14 protein-coding genes are annotated in these 18,865 nt (G+C 45.3%); 3 read left to right on the top strand and 11 right to left on the bottom strand.

The features are described 5' to 3' along the window. Positions 1 to 28: 28 nt before the first annotated feature. The 3 genes from BTO10_RS08980 (at position 29) to BTO10_RS08970 (ending at position 2,336) form a co-directional block, all read left to right on the top strand. On the top strand, positions 29 to 646 hold the full coding sequence (locus tag BTO10_RS08980) for a TRIC cation channel family protein (RefSeq protein ID WP_032554377.1): 618 nt from the start codon (positions 29 to 31) through the stop codon (positions 644 to 646). A gap of 200 nt (positions 647 to 846) precedes the next feature. Further along, the gene (locus BTO10_RS08975; protein WP_105024338.1) at positions 847 to 1,428 is read left to right on the top strand and encodes a flavodoxin family protein; all 582 of its coding nucleotides are present in this window, start codon (positions 847 to 849) and stop codon (positions 1,426 to 1,428) included. 62 nt (positions 1,429 to 1,490) lie between these two features. Further along, positions 1,491 to 2,336 (top strand): LysR family transcriptional regulator, encoded by an 846-nt coding sequence (locus BTO10_RS08970; protein WP_105024337.1) that lies wholly within the window; start codon positions 1,491 to 1,493, stop codon positions 2,334 to 2,336. Here BTO10_RS08970 and BTO10_RS08965 read toward each other — a convergent pair. The 11 genes from BTO10_RS08965 to murC all read right to left on the bottom strand — a co-directional run bounded on the left by BTO10_RS08965 (position 2,287) and on the right by murC (position 18,855). After that, on the bottom strand, positions 2,287 to 3,066 hold the full coding sequence (locus tag BTO10_RS08965; protein ID WP_105024336.1) for a TSUP family transporter: 780 nt from the start codon (positions 3,064 to 3,066) through the stop codon (positions 2,287 to 2,289). The genes BTO10_RS08970 and BTO10_RS08965 overlap by 50 nt on opposite strands. Before the next feature lie 205 nt (positions 3,067 to 3,271). After that, positions 3,272 to 6,502 (bottom strand): carbamoyl-phosphate synthase large subunit, encoded by a 3,231-nt coding sequence (gene carB / locus BTO10_RS08960; protein WP_102424575.1) that lies wholly within the window; start codon positions 6,500 to 6,502, stop codon positions 3,272 to 3,274. A gap of 16 nt (positions 6,503 to 6,518) precedes the next feature. Next, positions 6,519 to 7,658, bottom strand: a complete 1,140-nt coding sequence (carA, locus tag BTO10_RS08955) for a glutamine-hydrolyzing carbamoyl-phosphate synthase small subunit (protein WP_004740731.1) — start codon at positions 7,656 to 7,658, stop codon at positions 6,519 to 6,521. Positions 7,659 to 8,160: 502 nt separating this feature from the next. Continuing rightward, positions 8,161 to 8,985 (bottom strand): 4-hydroxy-tetrahydrodipicolinate reductase, encoded by an 825-nt coding sequence (dapB, locus tag BTO10_RS08950; RefSeq protein WP_026084086.1) that lies wholly within the window; start codon positions 8,983 to 8,985, stop codon positions 8,161 to 8,163. A gap of 92 nt (positions 8,986 to 9,077) precedes the next feature. After that, the gene (gene mutT / locus BTO10_RS08945; RefSeq protein WP_105024335.1) at positions 9,078 to 9,476 is read right to left on the bottom strand and encodes an 8-oxo-dGTP diphosphatase MutT; all 399 of its coding nucleotides are present in this window, start codon (positions 9,474 to 9,476) and stop codon (positions 9,078 to 9,080) included. A 296-nt stretch (positions 9,477 to 9,772) separates the two neighbouring features. Then, the gene (gene secA / locus BTO10_RS08940) at positions 9,773 to 12,499 is read right to left on the bottom strand and encodes a preprotein translocase subunit SecA (protein WP_105024334.1); all 2,727 of its coding nucleotides are present in this window, start codon (positions 12,497 to 12,499) and stop codon (positions 9,773 to 9,775) included. Between the two features lie 388 nt (positions 12,500 to 12,887). Then, positions 12,888 to 13,805: a UDP-3-O-acyl-N-acetylglucosamine deacetylase gene (gene lpxC, locus BTO10_RS08935; RefSeq protein WP_004740735.1), complete on the bottom strand. Its 918-nt coding sequence runs from the start codon at positions 13,803 to 13,805 to the stop codon at positions 12,888 to 12,890. A gap of 96 nt (positions 13,806 to 13,901) precedes the next feature. Next, entirely contained in the window at positions 13,902 to 15,131 is a 1,230-nt protein-coding gene (gene ftsZ / locus BTO10_RS08930) for a cell division protein FtsZ (protein WP_004740736.1), read from the bottom strand. Positions 15,132 to 15,162: 31 nt separating this feature from the next. Next, positions 15,163 to 16,431: a cell division protein FtsA gene (gene ftsA / locus BTO10_RS08925; protein ID WP_004740737.1), complete on the bottom strand. Its 1,269-nt coding sequence runs from the start codon at positions 16,429 to 16,431 to the stop codon at positions 15,163 to 15,165. Beyond that, entirely contained in the window at positions 16,424 to 17,203 is a 780-nt protein-coding gene (locus tag BTO10_RS08920) for a cell division protein FtsQ/DivIB (protein WP_004740738.1), read from the bottom strand. The genes ftsA and BTO10_RS08920 overlap by 8 nt, the downstream gene beginning before the upstream one ends. Positions 17,204 to 17,394: 191 nt before the next feature. Then, positions 17,395 to 18,855 carry a UDP-N-acetylmuramate--L-alanine ligase gene (gene murC / locus BTO10_RS08910; protein ID WP_105024333.1) on the bottom strand — a complete coding sequence of 487 codons (1,461 nt, stop codon included), beginning with the start codon at positions 18,853 to 18,855 and terminating at the stop codon, positions 17,395 to 17,397. Between the last annotated feature and the right edge of the window lie 10 nt (positions 18,856 to 18,865).

The following is an 18,865-nucleotide window of genomic DNA, read 5'->3' as shown; positions in this document are numbered from 1 at the left end:
CAATTTTAACAATAAGAGCACCAGTATCATGGATTCCATGCTGCTTTATATTATCGATTTATTTGGCACTGCCATCTTTGCTATCTCTGGCGTATTTGTCGCTGGCCGCCTAAAAATGGACCCTTTTGGTGTCGCTGTTCTCGGCAGTGTAACCGCTATTGGCGGTGGTACAATTCGAGACATGGCACTGGGCGCGACTCCCGTATTTTGGATAACCGATACCACCTATCTTTGGGTCATTATCGGCACCTGCTTACTGACCATGATTATCGTAAGACGCCCCAAGCGTTTGGCATGGTGGATCCTACCCGTCTGTGATGCTATAGGTTTAGCTGTGTTCGTTGGTATTGGTGTTGAAAAGGCATTAGCGTACCAAGATTCAGCATTGGTTGCCATTATCATGGGCGTAATTACAGGCTGCGGCGGCGGTATTATTCGTGACGTACTTGCCCGTGAAGTACCGATGATCCTACGAAGCGAAGTTTACGCGACCGCTTGTATCATCGGCGGTGCATTCCACACTATGGCTATTCGGATGGGCCACGATTCAGAGACCGCATTCCTAGCTGGCGTGTTCTCTACATTGTTGATTAGACTTGGCGCCATTCGTTGGCACTTATCTTTACCAACTTTCGCGATTAAATAAGCTATCGCTAAAAAGAAAAGGGCTCCACTTAGGGGCCTTTTTTAATCTTGCCACCTCAGACTCCTGCTCTGCTTCTCCGCCTCAAGTCACTTTCACCTCGGCTTAGTAATGTTTTTTATTTACTTAATTAATTGACGAGCTATATTAGTACACGAATGACTTTATAAACATATTCATTTACTAACAATGAGGGCTCTAGGATGAGCAGTAATAAAATTGGAATTGTTTTTTTCTCTAAATGCGGCGCAACTAAGCAGGTCGCCGAACTGCTCGCAGAGGGCGTAAACACGCAACTACCTGACTCAGCCCTACTCATCGAAGTGCTACCTTCGGAGATCATTGAAGGCCGATATGACAATGACGAAAAGCTCAAACTCCTAGACAGTTGTGATGCGATCGTTTTTGGCGCTCCAACCTACATGGGTTCACCAGCCGCTCAGTTTAAAAGCTTTATGGATGCGAGCAGTGACAACTACTGCAAGAAGTTATGGCGAAATAAACTCGCTGCTGGCTTCACCACTGGAGGCAGTCTTAACGGAGAGCAACAACAAACCCTGCTTAGCTTTTTCACTCTAGCTTGTCAACACGGCATGATTTGGGTTGGCTTAGACGCATCAAGACACACAGATAATTTAGGGTTAAACCGCACTGGTTCAAATATTGGTTTAGTGTCTAGTATCGATGATGGTCAAGATAGCGTAAACCGCAATGACTTGCTTACGGCTCAATACTACGGTTCAAGAATCGCCACCTTGGTTCAAGAACTCGTAAACAAAAGCTAGAGTAACGGCCTTGATTGAGATAAGTTGGACGTATCATTCCCAACTTTCATGAATATCATCAAATGCTACTCGAAGGAATCGAAACTCTCTTGGTTTTGAGTAAAGCCAAAACCATGAGCCGCACTGGCAGCTTGCTGTATATCAGCCAATCAGCGGTAAGCAAACGGATTGCTAACTTAGAAAAGAAGTTGGGGAAAAAGCTTATTGAGCCGAGCGGTCGGCAGATAAAACTCACACCAGACGCGATAGCACTGATCGAGAGTATTGGTCCTACGTTCAATGAACTTCGTGGTCTTATTTATGAACAGCAAGAGTTAGAAGATACGACTTTCATTACCTTAGACAGCTCTAAGTCTCTGATAGCGGGCTATTTAGGTGAAATGATGGGGCAGTTTATCCAACAAGATAAATACATCACCATAACCACCAACCACACGCCCAGAATCATCGAGCGAGTTCAGTCCGGTAAGGCAACCCTAGGGTTATGCGCAGGCTTGTTGCCACCACATCATGGATTGATGACGTTTCACCTGTTCGACGAGCCCTTTTTCATTGTAAGTAAATTGCCGCTGAACGGGCTTCCCCCCAAAGTCATCACCAATGACATGACTAACCCAGCCAACTCTTACCAACTTTCAGTATTAGAAAAGTTTGGCATTAAACCTTTGATGGAGATGGACGCTTACACCGCAGCGGCGCAGCTTGCATTAGGTGGGACAGGGCCAGCTTTGATCCCACTGTCTATCGTAAAAACACTCAATATTGAATCTCAATATCTGTATAGCTTCCAAGAATTAGCGGGCTTAATTCGACCGATTCATATCTGCGTGAGACCAAATAGCTATCAGTCTCCACGGGTTAAAACACTGATAGAATCCATTGTTGATGCTGTTCCCAGAGCAATTTAGACGCCATGAGCATCGACATCACAATCACTAGGGGGCGAATCCACTTCTGCCCTTTTGTCACCACCACTTTAGCGCCTAGCTGAGCCCCCATAAAGCCACCAATTGCCATCACTAAGCCGAGTTCCCAAATTGGCAAGCCTGCCAAAATAAAGAAGATCAGTGCAGCGATGTTAGAGGTAAAGTTCAACACCTTAGTACGAGCGGTCGCATCGACTAAAGAGAAATGACCAATTGCGACAAAGCAGACAGTGAAAATAGAGCCGGTACCTGGCCCAAAGAAGCCATCGTAAAAGCCAACACCACCACCGACACACAAAGCAAACATGGCTTCAGAGACCTTCTGCTTACCTTCAGAGGCTTTAGTTTGTGGTGCTAATAAGAAGTAGAGTGAGATAGCGATCAGCAGCAGTGGGATCACGCTGGTCAATAAGCTCGCATCAATGAACTGAACGAGTTCTGCACCAATCGCCGAGCCAATGAAGGTGCAAAAAATAGCGAGGCGCATCTCCTTGATACTCACGATACCGTTACGCACGAAGTACCAGCTTGCGGAAAAACTGCCGAAAGAGCTTTGAAGCTTGTTAGTTGCTAAGGCTTGTGTCGGTGGGACTCCCGCTGCGAGTAATGCTGGTAAAGTCAGTAGCCCGCCACCGCCAGCCATCGCATCGATAAAGCCAGCTGCTGTTGCGACAACAAACAAGATAGCCAATATTTCCAGAGTGATTTCCATATGCCTAACGCCTCAAAGTCTCGTTTAGCGACAACTTACCATCCTGAGCAGGGGATCAATAACGAAACACAAGATTTTAACCTATTCCAAATATTCATCATTTAACTAACGCTGTATTACAGACATAAAAAAGCCCACTCCGAAGAGTGGGCTTTAAGCATTTATATCCGCTAACTTAAGTTCAGTTAGCTAAGGCTAAGACAAATTAAGCTTGAGAAGCTTTAACCTGCGCGTGTAGCTCTTGAACAGAAGTTACTGTCGTCTTCGCGTCAGCTGTGTGAGCCATACACGTTGCAAACGCTGCGTTTAGCGTTGTTGTGTAGTTCACTTTCTCAGCAAGTGCACCACGACGAAGAACTTTAGAATCTTCAATCGCTTGACGGCCAGCTGCAGTGTTCACGATGTAGGTGTACTCGTTGTTCTTGATACGGTCAAGAATATGAGGACGGCCTTCGTGTACCTTGTTTACTAGACGTGGGTTGATGCCCGCTTCGCCAAGAATAACTGCTGTACCGTGTGTTGCGTCTAGCTGGTAGCCAAGCTTAGATAGCTTAGATGCTAGGTCTACAACGCGCTCTTTGTCGCCTTCACGAACAGAAAGAAGTGCACGACCGCCTTCTGGATAGATGTTGCCACAACCCAATTCCGCTTTAGAGTAAGCTTCTGCGAACGTTGCGCCAACACCCATAACCTCACCAGTAGAGCGCATTTCTGGGCCTAATAGTGGGTCAACACCTGGGAACTTGTTGAATGGAAGTACCACTTCTTTCACTGAGTAATAAGGTGGGATGATTTCTTTCGTAAAGCCTTGAGACTCTAGCGATTGGCCCGCCATTACACGTGCTGCAATCTTAGCAATTGGTGCGCCAGTTGCTTTAGATACGAACGGTACCGTACGTGCTGCACGAGGGTTTACCTCGATTAGATACACTTGGTTGTTCTTCACAGCAAACTGCGTGTTCATCAGACCACGAACACCCAACTCGAACGCCAGCTTTTCAACTTGCTCACGCATTACATCTTGGATTTCTTGGCTTAGCGTGTATGCAGGAAGAGAACATGCTGAATCACCTGAGTGAACACCCGCTTGTTCGATATGCTCCATGATACCGCCGATAACTACGCGCTCACCGTCACAGATAGCATCGATATCCACTTCAACTGCGTCGTCTAGGAAGCTATCAAGAAGAACTGGAGATTCGTTCGATACGCTTACAGCTTCGTTGAAGTAGCGACGTAAATCTTGCTCGTCGTATACGATTTCCATCGCACGACCACCAAGTACGTAAGAAGGACGTACAACCAATGGGAAGCCGATTTCGCGAGATTTCTCTACCGCTTGTTCCATTGTTGTTACTGTCGCGTTCTCTGGCTGTAGAAGACCTAGACGGTCAACTGCAACTTGGAAACGTTCACGGTCTTCTGCACGGTCGATTGCATCTGGGCTAGTACCGATGATTGGCACGCCAGCCGCTTCAAGTGCGCGAGCTAGTTTAAGTGGTGTTTGACCACCGTACTGCACGATAACGCCTTTTGGCTTCTCAACACGAGCGATTGCTAGTACATCTTCCAGAGTTACTGGTTCGAAGTACAGACGGTCAGACGTGTCGTAATCCGTTGAAACTGTCTCAGGGTTACAGTTAACCATGATAGTTTCGTAGCCATCTTCACGTAGAGCTAGTGATGCGTGTACACAACAGTAGTCAAATTCAATACCTTGGCCGATACGGTTTGGACCGCCACCAAGAATCATGATCTTGTCTTTGTCTGTTGGGTTTGCTTCACATTCGTCATCGTAAGATGAGTACATGTAAGCCGTATCTGAAGAGAACTCAGCCGCACACGTATCAACGCGCTTGTACACTGGGTGGATATCGTATTGGTCACGTAGACGACGGATTTCGCTTTCTGCTACACCTAGAATCTTAGATAGGCGCGCATCAGCAAAACCTTTACGCTTCAGCTTGTTAAGCTCGTCTTTGTTCAAGCCAGCAAAGCCTTTCGCTTTAAGTTCTTGCTCAAGTTTAACGATGTCTTCGATTTGAACTAGGAACCAACGGTCGATTTGCGTTAGGTTGAATACGCCATCTACAGACATACCCGCACGGAATGCATCCGCGATGTACCAAATACGCTCTGCGCCCGCTTCTTTTAGTTCGTGACGAATTGTTGTTAGTGCGTCAGGCGCATCTAAGTCAACCATTTCGTCAAAGCCTGTCGCGCCAACTTCTAGGCCGCGAAGTGCTTTTTGTAGAGATTCTTGTTGGTTACGGCCGATAGCCATAACTTCACCAACAGACTTCATTTGCGTCGTTAGACGGTCGTTAGCACCTGCAAATTTCTCGAAGTTAAAACGAGGAATCTTAGTTACTACGTAGTCGATTGTTGGTTCGAATGATGCTGGTGTTGCGCCACCCGTGATGTCATTTTGCAGTTCATCTAACGTGTAACCCACAGCCAGTTTCGCTGCAATCTTAGCGATTGGGAAACCTGTCGCTTTAGACGCTAGTGCAGAAGAACGAGATACACGTGGGTTCATCTCGATGATAACCATACGGCCATCTTTCGGGTTGATACCAAACTGTACGTTTGAACCACCTGTTTCAACACCAATCTCACGTAGTACCGCTAGAGATGCGTTACGCATCAGTTGGTATTCTTTGTCTGTTAGAGTCTGTGCTGGTGCAACTGTGATTGAGTCACCCGTGTGGATACCCATTGGGTCGAAGTTTTCAATCGCACATACGATGATACAGTTGTCCGCTTTGTCACGAACCACTTCCATCTCGTATTCTTTCCAACCAATTAGAGATTCATCGATTAGAAGTTCGTTTGTTGGAGAAAGGTCTAAGCCGCGACGACAGATCTCTTCGAACTCTTCTTTGTTGTATGCGATACCACCACCAGTACCACCCATGGTGAATGATGGACGGATGATACAAGGGAAGCCAACCATATCTAGAACAGCGTAAGCTTCTTCCATGGTTTTCGCAGTGTCAGCACGTGGACACTCAAGGCCGATAGACTTCATCGCTTTATCGAAACGAGAACGGTCTTCTGCTTTATCGATAGCGTCAGCCGTTGCACCAATCATCTCTACACCGAACTCTTCAAGAACACCGTGTTTCTCTAGGTCTAGTGCACAGTTAAGTGCTGTTTGGCCACCCATTGTAGGTAGAACTGCATCTGGCTTCTCTTTCGCAATGATGTTGCGAACCACTTCCCATTGGATAGGCTCGATGTAAGTTGCATCAGCCATATCAGGGTCAGTCATGATGGTCGCTGGGTTCGAGTTTACAAGAATAACTCGGTAACCTTCTTCGCGAAGCGCTTTACAAGCTTGAGCACCAGAGTAATCGAACTCACATGCTTGGCCGATAACGATCGGGCCAGCACCTAGAATTAGAATACTTTTAATGTCAGTACGTTTTGGCATTGTCTACTACTCCGAATTACGCTGTGTGCTTTTTAATTAGTTCAATGAAGTGGTCGAATAACGGCGCTGCGTCTTCTGGACCTGGGCTTGCTTCTGGGTGACCTTGGAAGCTAAATGCTGGTTTATCTGTACGGTGGATACCTTGCAGAGAACCATCAAATAGAGACTTGTGCGTTGCACGTAGGTTTTCAGGAAGTGTGTCTTCGTCAGCAGCAAAGCCGTGGTTTTGCGAAGTAATCATCACAACATCACGATCTAAATCTTTAACTGGGTGGTTTGCACCGTGGTGACCAAACTTCATCTTCACTGTCTTAGCGCCTGACGCAAGAGCAAGAATTTGGTGGCCTAGACAGATACCGAAGATTGGTAAGCCTTTTTCTAGGAACACTTTTGTCGCTTCAATTGCGTAAGTACATGGTTCTGGGTCACCAGGGCCATTTGAAAGGAATACACCGTCTGGGTTTAGTGCAAGCACTTCTTCAGCAGAAGTTTCAGCAGGAACAACCGTTAGGCGGCAGCCGCGGTCAACGAGCATTCGTAGGATGTTTCGTTTTGCACCGAAGTCATAAGCAACAACGTGGTATGGCAATTCTGAGTCTGCTTTCGCTTCAGGAAGTCCACCCGTAAGCGTCCACGAACCTTGTTTCCATTGATACGCTTCTTTTGTTGTAACTTCTTTCGCAAGGTCCATACCTTTCAGGCCAGGGAATTCTTTTGCTTTAGCTAGAGCCAAAGCTTCGTCTAGGTTGTTACCCGCTACAATACAACCGTTCTGTGCGCCTTTTTCACGAAGAATACGCGTCAGCTTACGAGTATCGATATCAGCGATACCAACAACGTTTTGCGACTTAAGGTAATCAGAAAGGGATTGTTCATTACGGAAGTTAGAAGCGATTAGAGGGAGATCGCGAATCACAAGGCCTTGTGCGTGGATTGAAGAGGATTCTTCGTCTTCGGAATTGGTTCCGGTATTGCCAATGTGAGGGTAAGTAAGGGTAACGATTTGTTGAGAATAGGAAGGATCAGTGAGGATTTCTTGGTACCCCGTCATCGAGGTATTAAAAACGACTTCACCAACTGCAGAACCTACAGCGCCAATGGCTTCACCGTGAAATACTGTCCCGTCTTCTAGGACAAGTAGTGCTGACTTTTTCAAGACAACCTCCAGAAATAAATATGCATTAAAATTGATTTAATTTGCAAATCTACCTTCCTGTAACACCAGAAACTGCGTGTTTATGGAAATTAGACAAATTGGCGGTATTTTAGTGACGTGCGTGATACGTGTCAACATTTAACGCAAAAGAAATTAAAGATTTGTACGTACTAATTCAATTTACCCTTCCAAAGCTCCAAAAGTTCAACTTTCATGGTCAATTAAGCACGATATTGAGATTTTCCAATTTTATCCCATTACTTTTCTCAGTCTTTAAGTACTAAAAACATCACCAACAAAAAGCAATCGATAAATACAAACAGAAAACATGAAGATTTAAAGATCTAATCCAAAAACAAGACCAAGATAACAAAACAACAAGAAAAGTGAGGTAAAAACGATGTTAAAAGGTAGATTTAAGAGAGAGGTGATAAACAAGAATACAGCGTTAAAGGCAGCAAATAAAGAAAGCGCCGGCAATTGCCAGCGCATAATTATCTATTTATAGGTCATTCAAACCAAGGACATCTGTCATGGTATAAAAGCCCGCTGGTTTGTCATTGAGCCAAACTGCTGCTTTGATCGCACCATTCGCAAAAGTCATTCGGTCCGTCGCTTTATGAGTAATCTCTACTCGTTCACCGATATCTGCAAACATCGCAGTATGCTCTCCAATGATGTCACCAGCACGAATCGTTGCGAAGCCAATCTCATCTTTCGTACGTTCACCCGTGATGCCCTCGCGTGACCATACCGCTACATCATTCAGCTCATTACCCATAGCACCGGCGATCGCTTCACCCATACCAATAGCAGTACCTGATGGTGCATCTACTTTATGACGGTGGTGAGCCTCAACGATTTCAACATCACAGTAATCACCCATCACTTTAGCGGCCTTTTCTAGCAGCTTAAATACCAGGTTAACGCCTACACTGTAGTTTGGTGCCATTACGATAGGCATCTCTTTTGAGGCTGCATCAATTACCTGCTTCTCTTCTTCAGAGAAGCCTGTCGTACCGATGATGAGTTTTTTACCGTGGCGTTTACAAAGTTCAATATTCGCTAACGTGCTAACAGGTGCGGTAAAGTCGACGATCACATCAAACTCTTCGATGGCTTTAGACAAGTCATCCACAAGAGCAACATCAAAACGACCTTCCCCACATAACTCGCCAACATCAACGCCAACTAATGATGACTCAGGACGTTCAGAGCCAGCGCCAACACTAGCTTCTGAATTATGATGCGCGGCTTTCACCAAGTTGCGGCCCATACGACCCGCTGCTCCTGCTATTGCAATTCTTACCACTGCGAATATCTCCATTGTTTTGGTTTCCGTCACCACAGTTCTCTTGTGGCAACGTTCATTCGATTAATCTCTTTAAACTAACAACAATCTCAAACTCAGGCTAGCAATTAAGAAAACTCTTTTACCACTCGCTCTAAAATTGGCACATTTGCTTCAGGGAAGGCGTACTGATTCAATGATTGAAGGCTGACCCATTCACCCTGCTGACCTTCTTTGCCATAAGGCTGTTCTTCAAAATCAGTCACGAGAATGAAATCGAACTTAAGTGACTTATCCGTGTAATCAAATTCAAGGTGCTCAAACAGAGACAGCTCAGTCACCTTGATACCGATCTCTTCATCGAGCTCACGAGTCATCGCTTGCTCAATGGTTTCACCCTCTTCAACCTTGCCACCTGGAAATTCCCAGAAACCGCCCTTGTGCTTATCATCTGGACGCTTTGTGATAAATACCTGCGACTTATCTTGATTGAAGATGATACCCGCTACGATATGAATTCTTTTCATTGATGATGTTCCTTCTATGTCTCTACCGTCATTCCCTACAATTAGGAACGAATTAGCTAGGGAATCTGCTCTTTTGTTAGTTCGAAAGATCCCCGACTCGCTCGTCCCTCACTCTCGAGGATGACGCTATCGAAACCTTATTATTTTCACATACAAAAAGAGCCGCCTAAGCGACTCTTGAATAAATAAAATTATATTTAGGCAAAGCTGTAATGGTTGAGAACAAGGAGGCGACGCGGAGTTTACAAGTGTAAATGAGCATCGCCGACGCAGTTATCAGCCTTTACAGCAAAGCATCAATTAATTTTACCGTGGCACTGTTTGTACTTCTTGCCACTACCACATGGGCAAGGCTCGTTACGGCCAACTTTACGCTCATCACGAACTACAGTTTGTGGCGACGCTGCTTCTGCTTCATCATCACCTAGCTGGTTTTCTGCAGTTGCGTGTTGTGCTTGTGCACGACGCGCTGCTTCTTCAGCTTGAGCCTGACGCTGCGCTTCCATCTTTTCTACTTCTTCTTGCTGCTGAACGCGAACTTTCGAAAGGATAGTAATAACGTCTGACTTCAATACATCCAGTAGACCTTCAAATAGTTCAAACGACTCACGCTTGTACTCTTGCTTCGGGTTCTTCTGAGCGTAACCACGTAGGTGGATACCTTGACGAAGGTGATCCATCGCAGCCAAGTGTTCTTTCCATAGACCGTCTAGCGTTTGCAGCATTACAGACTTCTCGAAGTTACGTAGCACTTGTGCACCAACCACCTCTTCTTTCTGTTTGTAAGCATCAACAGCCATGCCTAGGATACGTTCACGCAGTGCTTCTTCGTAAAGCTTGTCGTCTTCGTCCAACCAACCTTGGATATCAAAGTCTAGGTCGAAGTCGTTCTTCAGGCGATCTTGTAGACCAGCGATGTCCCACATATCTTCAAGCGATTGAGGAGCAATGTACTCATCGATAACCGACGTAAACACATCTTCACGGTTATGTTCGATCATTTCGCTGATGTCGTCAGAGCCCATTAGCTCATCACGCAGCTCGTAAACCACTTTACGTTGGTCATTCGCTACATCATCGTACTCTAGAAGTTGCTTACGGATATCGAAGTTACGGCCTTCAACTTTACGTTGTGCTTTTTCGATAGAGCGAGATAGCATCTTAGATTCGATCGCTTCACCTTCATCCATACCACTTTGGATAAGACCAGCCATACGATCAGAAGTGAAGATACGTAGCAGAGAGTCTTCCATCGATAGGTAGAAACGTGAAGAACCTGCATCACCTTGACGACCAGAACGACCACGTAGCTGGTTATCGATACGACGAGATTCGTGACGCTCTGTACCAATGATATGTAGACCACCTGACTCTAGTACTTTGTCGTGAACCACTTTCCAATCCGCTTTGATCTTGTCGATCTGCTCTTGAGTTGGATTTTGTAGTTTCTCAACTTCAGACTGCCAGCTACCACCTAACACGATATCGGTACCACGACCGGCCATGTTAGTTGCGATGGTTACTGCACCAGGTGTACCTGCTTGCGCTACGATTTCCGCTTCTTTCTCGTGGAACTTCGCATTTAGTACGTTGTGCTTAATTTTTGCTTTTTTCAGTGCGTTAGACAGTAGCTCTGACTTCTCGATAGAAACCGTACCAACCAATGATGGCTGACCAGCAGCAACACGGTCTTTAATGTCTTCAATGATCGCATTGAACTTGTCTTGTTCTGTACGATAAACCACATCTGGCATATCGTTACGAACCATAGGTTTGTTAGTTGGGATAACAACCGTTTCTAGGCCATAGATAGACTGGAATTCAAAAGCTTCAGTATCAGCTGTACCTGTCATACCTGACAGTTTCTCGTACAGACGGAAGAAGTTTTGGAAGGTAATTGAAGCTAGCGTTTGGTTTTCATTCTGAATCTTCACACCTTCTTTTGCTTCAACAGCTTGGTGTAGACCTTCAGACCAACGACGACCTGGCATTGTACGACCAGTATGTTCGTCAACGATAACCACTTCGCCTTCTTCAGTCACGATGTAGTCTACGTTCTTCTCAAACAATACGTGTGCACGAAGTGCAGCATTAACGTGGTGCAGTAGGCTGATGTTGGTTGGAGAGTAAAGCGTATCGCCCCCTTCCATCAGGCCATTTTTAACCATTAGCTCTTCAACAAATTCTTGACCGTTTTCAGTCAGGTGAACTTGCTTAGATTTTTCGTCCATGGTGTAGTGACCTTCACCACGGTACTCTTCAGAATCTTCTTTATCTTGACGCTCAAGATGAGGAATCAATGTGTTAATACGCGTGTAAAGTTCTGAGCTATCTTCAGCAGGGCCAGAGATAATAAGAGGTGTTCGCGCTTCATCGATTAAGATTGAGTCAACCTCATCGACAACAGCAAAGAAACGTTCACGTTGAACACGATCTTCAGCACGGAAAGCCATGTTGTCACGTAGGTAATCAAAACCAAACTCGTTGTTTGTTCCGTATAGGATATCCGCTTGGTATGCTTCTTTTTTCTCTGGTGGAGCCATGTTTGGCACGTTCACGCCAACCGTCATACCAAGGAACTCAAATAATGGGCGGTTCGTTTCCGCATCACGCTTAGCTAGGTAGTCGTTCACCGTTACTACGTGAACACCTTTGCTTGGTAGAGCGTTGAGATAAGCTGGTAGAGTTGCTGTAAGAGTCTTACCCTCACCAGTACGCATCTCTGCAATTTGGCCAGCATTTAGAACCATGCCACCAATCAATTGCACGTCAAAATGACGCATGCCGTAAACACGCTTAGACGCTTCACGTACCGTAGCAAATGCTTCAGGTAGAAGTTGGTCTAGTGATTCACCTTTATCTAAGCGCTCACGGAACTCAACAGTTTTGGCTTTTAGCTCTTCGTCAGAAAGCGCTTCAAACGTTGGCTCGTAGTTATTAATTTCTTTTACAATTTTTCTAAGGCGGCGCAGTGTTCTGTCATTGCGACTGCCAATTACCTTTGTCAGCAGCTTAGTAATCATGTGCTTGGAATCTCTTCGTTCTCAGATCGTCCGCGATCTATTTTAAATGCCGTCAGTCTCTACTAGCGATGAACCAGTCTTCAGTTACTAACCAAGGATACTGAGATAAATCTAGTATTTCTGATATTGTACTTGAGAGTAGAGTTTTCAAGGCTTGAGTTAAAATTATTGCCCCTTAGTGTAAGTAATTTTCACACCAACGACCATTTATAACCCCATTTGTTTGATGTGCTTGGAACTTTTCTTTCTAATTGCTGATGGATTAGCCAGACTGGCGCCCATTAGTCGATGACTTTCGGATGTTGATGACACTGTATCTGGAAAATAGATACAAAAAAACCAGGCCGATAGCCTGGTTTTCGAAATCTTACATTGTTGAAAACAACAATTACGCTAGAACCATTCCTGGTTCAGCAAAAGCCACTGGCGAGCCAGCTTCTTCTTCAAATGTAGCCCATTCCCAAGCTTCTGCGTCAGCAAGTACTGCTCGTAGTAGTTGGTTGTTTAGGCCGTGACCTGATTTGTATGCACGGAACTCACCGATAATAGCGTGTCCACACATGTATAGGTCACCAATCGCATCTAGCACTTTATGAGTTACGAACTCATTGTCGAAACGTAAACCTTCTTCATTAAGAATTCGGTATTCGTCTAGTACGATTGCACAATCAAAGCTACCACCCAAACACAAGTTTTGTGATTGAAGGTATTCGATATCACGCATGAAGCCGAAAGTACGAGCTCGAGAGATCTCTTTCACAAAGCCTTGAGAAGAGAAATCAAACAATAGATGCTGTTCGTCAGACTCAATTGCAGGATGGTTGAACTCGATTTCAAAGTCCATACGGAAGCCGTTAAATGGAACAAACTCTGCCCACTTATCACCGTCTTCAAAACGAACTGGCTTTTTGATGCGAATGAAACGTTTTGGTGCATTCAGTGTTTCAACACCCGCTTGCTGAAGCAAGTATACGAATGGGCTTGCGCTACCATCCATAATTGGGATCTCTGGTGCATCTACTTCAACAATAATGTTGTCGATGCCCATACCCGCTAGAGCAGCGTTAAGGTGTTCCACTGTAGAAATACGTACGCCTTCGTCATTCACAAGAGCAGTACATAACATAGTGTCACGAACTGATGCTGGATCAGCTGGAAAATCTACAGGTGGATTTACATCAGTACGACGGTAAACAATACCTGTATTTGCAGCTGCAGGGCGAAGAGTAAGTGTGACTTTACGACCAGAGTGGAGGCCCACACCAGTTGTTTTCACAATTTCTTTCAGAGTACGTTGTCTGATCATCTGCTTGCCTCGTTATCAGTGCTACAAATCACGGCCAGTATTTACCGACCGCGAATTTTACCATTAATTCGACGATAGTCAAATTTTGGGTAATTGTTAATCAGCCTGACGTCGTAAGAATGCTGGAATATCTAAGTATCCGCTCTCTTTCTCAGCTTTAGGTGCTGCACTTTGGCTAGCGCCTGTACCTGATGAAACAGGCGACGTTGTTGGCTGCGGCTTAACTTGAGGTTTTACCTCAGTTTTTTCTTGCAATGGCTGTGCCACTTTCTCTTCCACTTTTGGCGCAGCTTGTGCCGCTACTTGTGGTTGAGGAGTTGGTGCAACCTTAGCTTTACCACCAGCAACTAATGTAATGTCTGGCTTTCTCTCTGTACCGATACCTGTTGCAACAACAGTTACACGGATTTCGTCCGTCATATCAGGGTCTAGAGAAGTACCAATCACAACTGTTGCGTTATCAGAAGCGAATGCCTTAACTGTGTTACCTACTGTTTCGAACTCATCTAGACGCATATCTAGGCCTGCTGTGATGTTCACAAGAACGCCACGCGCACCAGCTAGGTCGATGTCTTCTAGTAGTGGGCTAGAAATTGCTGTTTCAGCAGCTTCTTCAGCACGGTCTTCACCTTTTGCGATACCGCTACCCATCATTGCATGACCCATTTCCGACATTACGGTGCGAACATCCGCGAAGTCGACGTTGATCATACCTGGGCGAGTAATTAGCTCAGCGATACCTTGTACAGCGTTTTTAAGTACATCATTTGCACTTGCGAAAGCTTCTAGCAGTGTAACGCCACGGCCTAGTACTTTAAGTAGCTTTTCATTTGGAATCGTAATTAATGAATCCACATGTTTAGAAAGCTCTTCGATACCTTGCTCAGCAAACGCTAGACGCTTTTTGCCTTCAAAGCTAAATGGCTTAGTTACAACAGCAACGGTTAGCACACCTAGTTCTTTCGCAACTTCAGCAATAACTGGAGCAGCACCTGTACCAGTACCACCGCCCATACCGGCTGCGATAAATACCATATCGGCGCCAGTTAGAACTTCTTTAATTCTTTCTCGATCTTCGAGAGCTGCATCACGGCCTACTTGTGGGTTTGCACCAGCGCCAAGACCTTTAGTGATATCACCACCAATTTGGATCACGCTGCTCACGCTTGTTTTACGAAGTGCTTGCGCATCAGTGTTAACACTGATGAATTCTACGCCTTCGATTGATTCACGTACCATGTGCTCAACAGCGTTACCGCCACCGCCACCAACTCCAACGACTTTAATTACTGCATCGTCAGACATTTCCATCATCGGTTCAAACATGTGTTATCTCCGTTTTTTCCTGCAACTCAGGTTAAAACTCTTTTTGTATCCAATTACGCAATTTACCAAATAAACCAGACATCGAAGGTGCTGAACGCTTAGGTTCGCTGTAATCACCTTCATCACTGATCTGACAATCTCTTGCGTAATGAAGTAAACCAACCGCCGTAGAATGATACGGCTCTTTAACATAATCAGTTAAGCCACTAACTTCTAATGGCTTACCAACTCGAACTTGATTGCGGAAAACACGTTCCGCACACTCTACCAATCCGTCAATTTGTGCCGCTCCACCAGTGAGGACGACGCCAGCTGCAAGGTGGTGTTTAATACCTTCGTCTCGTAGCTGTAATTGAACCGTATCGATAGTTTGGTTAACGAGGCCCATAAGTTCAGTGTAACGTGGTTCAATCACTTCCGACAAAGTTTGTCGTTGCAAACTTCTTGACGGGCGACCACCAACACTTGGGACGTTAACAGAGTCATCCTTGCTAACGAGTTCACTCAGAGCGCAACCATGGTTTACTTTTATCTCTTCAGCATCGCTCACTGGCGTACCGAAAGCGAAGGCAATATCACTGGTTACTGCATTTCCTGCATAGGAAAAGACTTCTGTATGTCGTAGTGCGCCGCCAGTCCAAATGGAAATATCCATTGTACCCGCGCCGATATCCACCACACACACTCCGAGCTCTCGCTCATCTTCAGTAATTACCGCATTACTTGAGGCAAGTCCTGAAAACACGATTTGTTCTACTGTAAGACCACATCGTTCAACAGCTTTAATAATGTTTCTCGCCATGTCGCTATGACAAGAAATTAGATGAACGCTTACTTCCATTCGAACACCAGATAGACCAAGTGGGTTCTTAATCCCTTCTTGATAATCAATGGTAAATTCTTGTGGGATAACGTGCAGAATTCTCTGCTCTTCACCTATTTTAATTGATTTCGCGGTATGGATCGCTCGATCCATATCGTCTTGAGACACCTCTTCATCAGAGATAGTGCCCATGCCTTTTTCAATTCGGCTTGCGATATGTTTGCCTGATAGCGAGATAAACACATTGCTGATTTGGCATTCCGCCATCAACTCTGCTTGATCAATTGCTCGCTGAACTGACTTAACTACCGACTCTAGGTCGTTCACACCACCTTTATCCATACCTCTGGATGGGCTTTGCCCAGAACCAATGATATTGATTTGACCATCAGGCAGTATTTCACCAACCAGAGCTGATATGGTCGCAGTGCCTATATCAAGACCAACGATTATGTTGTCATCTGCGGTCTTAGTCATCTGTGCTCTCTTCTAACTCTTGCTCTGGAAACCAGCCTACAGCGGCTCCCGTATCATACCTGAGGTCGATGTAGCTCACTTGATTCGCCTTACTACCGAGTTCGTTGTAAAGCGAAATGAAGCGTTCAACACGCTCATCTAAAGAATCTTTACCTAGCTCTAAACGGATACCGTTATCTAGGATTATTTGCCAAGCGCGACGTTCGTTGAGAACAAGTGAGGTAACCGTTAACCCCAGACTGTTAATCAAAGGGGTTACCTTTCTCCACTTTTCGATCACTTCTTGGCTGGTGCCATCTGGGCCGTAAAGCTTAACTCTATCGCCTTTCAGAAGGCCGATATCGCCATTAAACACCTGACCATCATCATTCAACAGCATGTTGCCGTTCCAGATTGCTGCCGCATGATACTCAGTCAAAAATACTTTTATTGTGTCTGGCCACTGCTTACGAATAGATACGACTGACACCCAAGGCAACGCTTCTAAACTGTCTTGCAACACACCGATGTCTTGCGACATGAATGTACCAATATGCTCAAGTTTGCCAAAAGCATGCTGAACATCACTAGCGGTTACATAAGTTAAGTCACCCTGAATGACTATTTTGGAGAGAGGCAATCGTTGATCGTCCCACATCCAAGTCAGGGTGGTATAGAAAAGAAACCCAATGAATAGCAATACCATGACAAAAAATGACCCGCCTAAGGCGTGTTTCTTGAGCGATGGTAAACTGAATAGGTGGCGGTTTTCGCTAAAAGTACTTTCTACCAAAGCCCGCTTTCCCTGTCGTTGGTTCGCAATTCTATTCCCTATCTTCGTAATAGAGGTAAAAGCACTTACTTTAACCTATGAATTATACTGAGCAAAATCAAACTATCAAACGTTGATAATAAGATTTTTGGTCAATTTTAGGTCAATCGCAAGAAGTGAGCGATTGACCACAGTATGTAGACAGTATTCTGCTACACGTCCTTCATTTTATTAATGTCTAACTGTAATGATTCTAGTTGCTTAGCAACACGACCAACATCGCCTGCACCCTGCGTCAGTACAAGGTCGCCGCCTTGAATTACGTTAGCTAAAACCGATGGCAGAGTATTAATATCAGCGACAAAGATTGGGTCAATCTTACCACGCCCACGAATCGTTCGACTTAATGAGCGTCCGTCTGCCCCAGCAATAGGTTTCTCACCAGCAGAATAAACATCCAGTAAGATTAAGACATCAACCTGCTCAAGAACGTTCGCAAAATCATCATATAAATCACGTGTTCGGCTATAACGGTGTGGTTGGAAAATCATCACAAGACGCTTATCAGCCCAGCCGCTGCGAGCAGCCTGAATTGTTACATCAACTTCCGTTGGGTGATGACCATAATCGTCCACCAACATAGCGACACCATTACCCGTCTCGTACTCACCTAGGTGATCAAAACGACGTCCAGTACCTTCGGTACCTGCCATCGCTTTTAGGATCGCTTCATCGCTGATGTCATCTTCTGTCGCCACTGCAATGGCTGCCGATGCATTCAGTGCGTTGTGACGACCTGGAATGTTCAACGTGATATCAAGATTCGCTTTACCTTCACGAACTACCGTGAACTTACCTTGCTGGCCTTCTTGTATGTAGTTCTCGATACGGATATCCGCATCTTCTGAGAAACCGTAAGTAATCACTTGGCGGCTAACTTGAGGGATTAGCTCACGAACAACAGGATCATCCACGCACATCACAGCCTGACCGTAAAATGGCAGGTTGTGTAAGAAGTCGATAAACGTCTGCTTTAGTGTTTCGAAGTCACCGCCATAGGTATCCATGTGATCGGCTTCGATATTGGTTACGATACTCACCATAGGTTGCAGGTGTAAGAATGATGCATCACTCTCATCAGCTTCAGCGATCAAGATACGGCTCGAACCCAAGCGTGCATTGGTACCTGCACTTTTCACTAAACCCCCGTTTACAAACGTTGGATCTAGGCCAGCTTCAGAGTAAATCTGTGTAACCAAAGCAGTCGTTGTTGTCTTACCGTGCGTACCGGCCACAGCAATACCGTGACGAAAACGCATCAACTCAGCCAGCATTTCTGCACGACGAACGATAGGCGTGCGCGCTTCACGAGCGGCAATAATCTCTGGGTTCTCTTCATTGATAGCGGTTGATACCACGACCACACTTGCATCAGCAACGTTACTTGCTTGGTGACCAATGAAAACAGTCGCCCCCTTGCTAACTAAACGCTCTGTCACTGGATTTTGAGCAATATCAGAACCAGTGATCTGGTAGCCTTCATTTAGCAAGACTTCAGCAATCCCGCTCATTCCAGCACCACCAATACCAATGAAGTGGATAGATTTAACACGGCGCATCTCTGGCACCATTGCACGGATTTGCGCTAAGTCTTGGGTATGTTCAATCGTCATCAATTCAGTC

The organism is Vibrio chagasii (assembly GCF_002954585.1).
GTDB lineage: Bacteria > Pseudomonadota > Gammaproteobacteria > Enterobacterales > Vibrionaceae > Vibrio > Vibrio chagasii_A.
The sequence above is the reverse complement of the archived record's forward strand: the minus strand, read 5'-3'. Positions and strand labels throughout refer to the sequence as shown.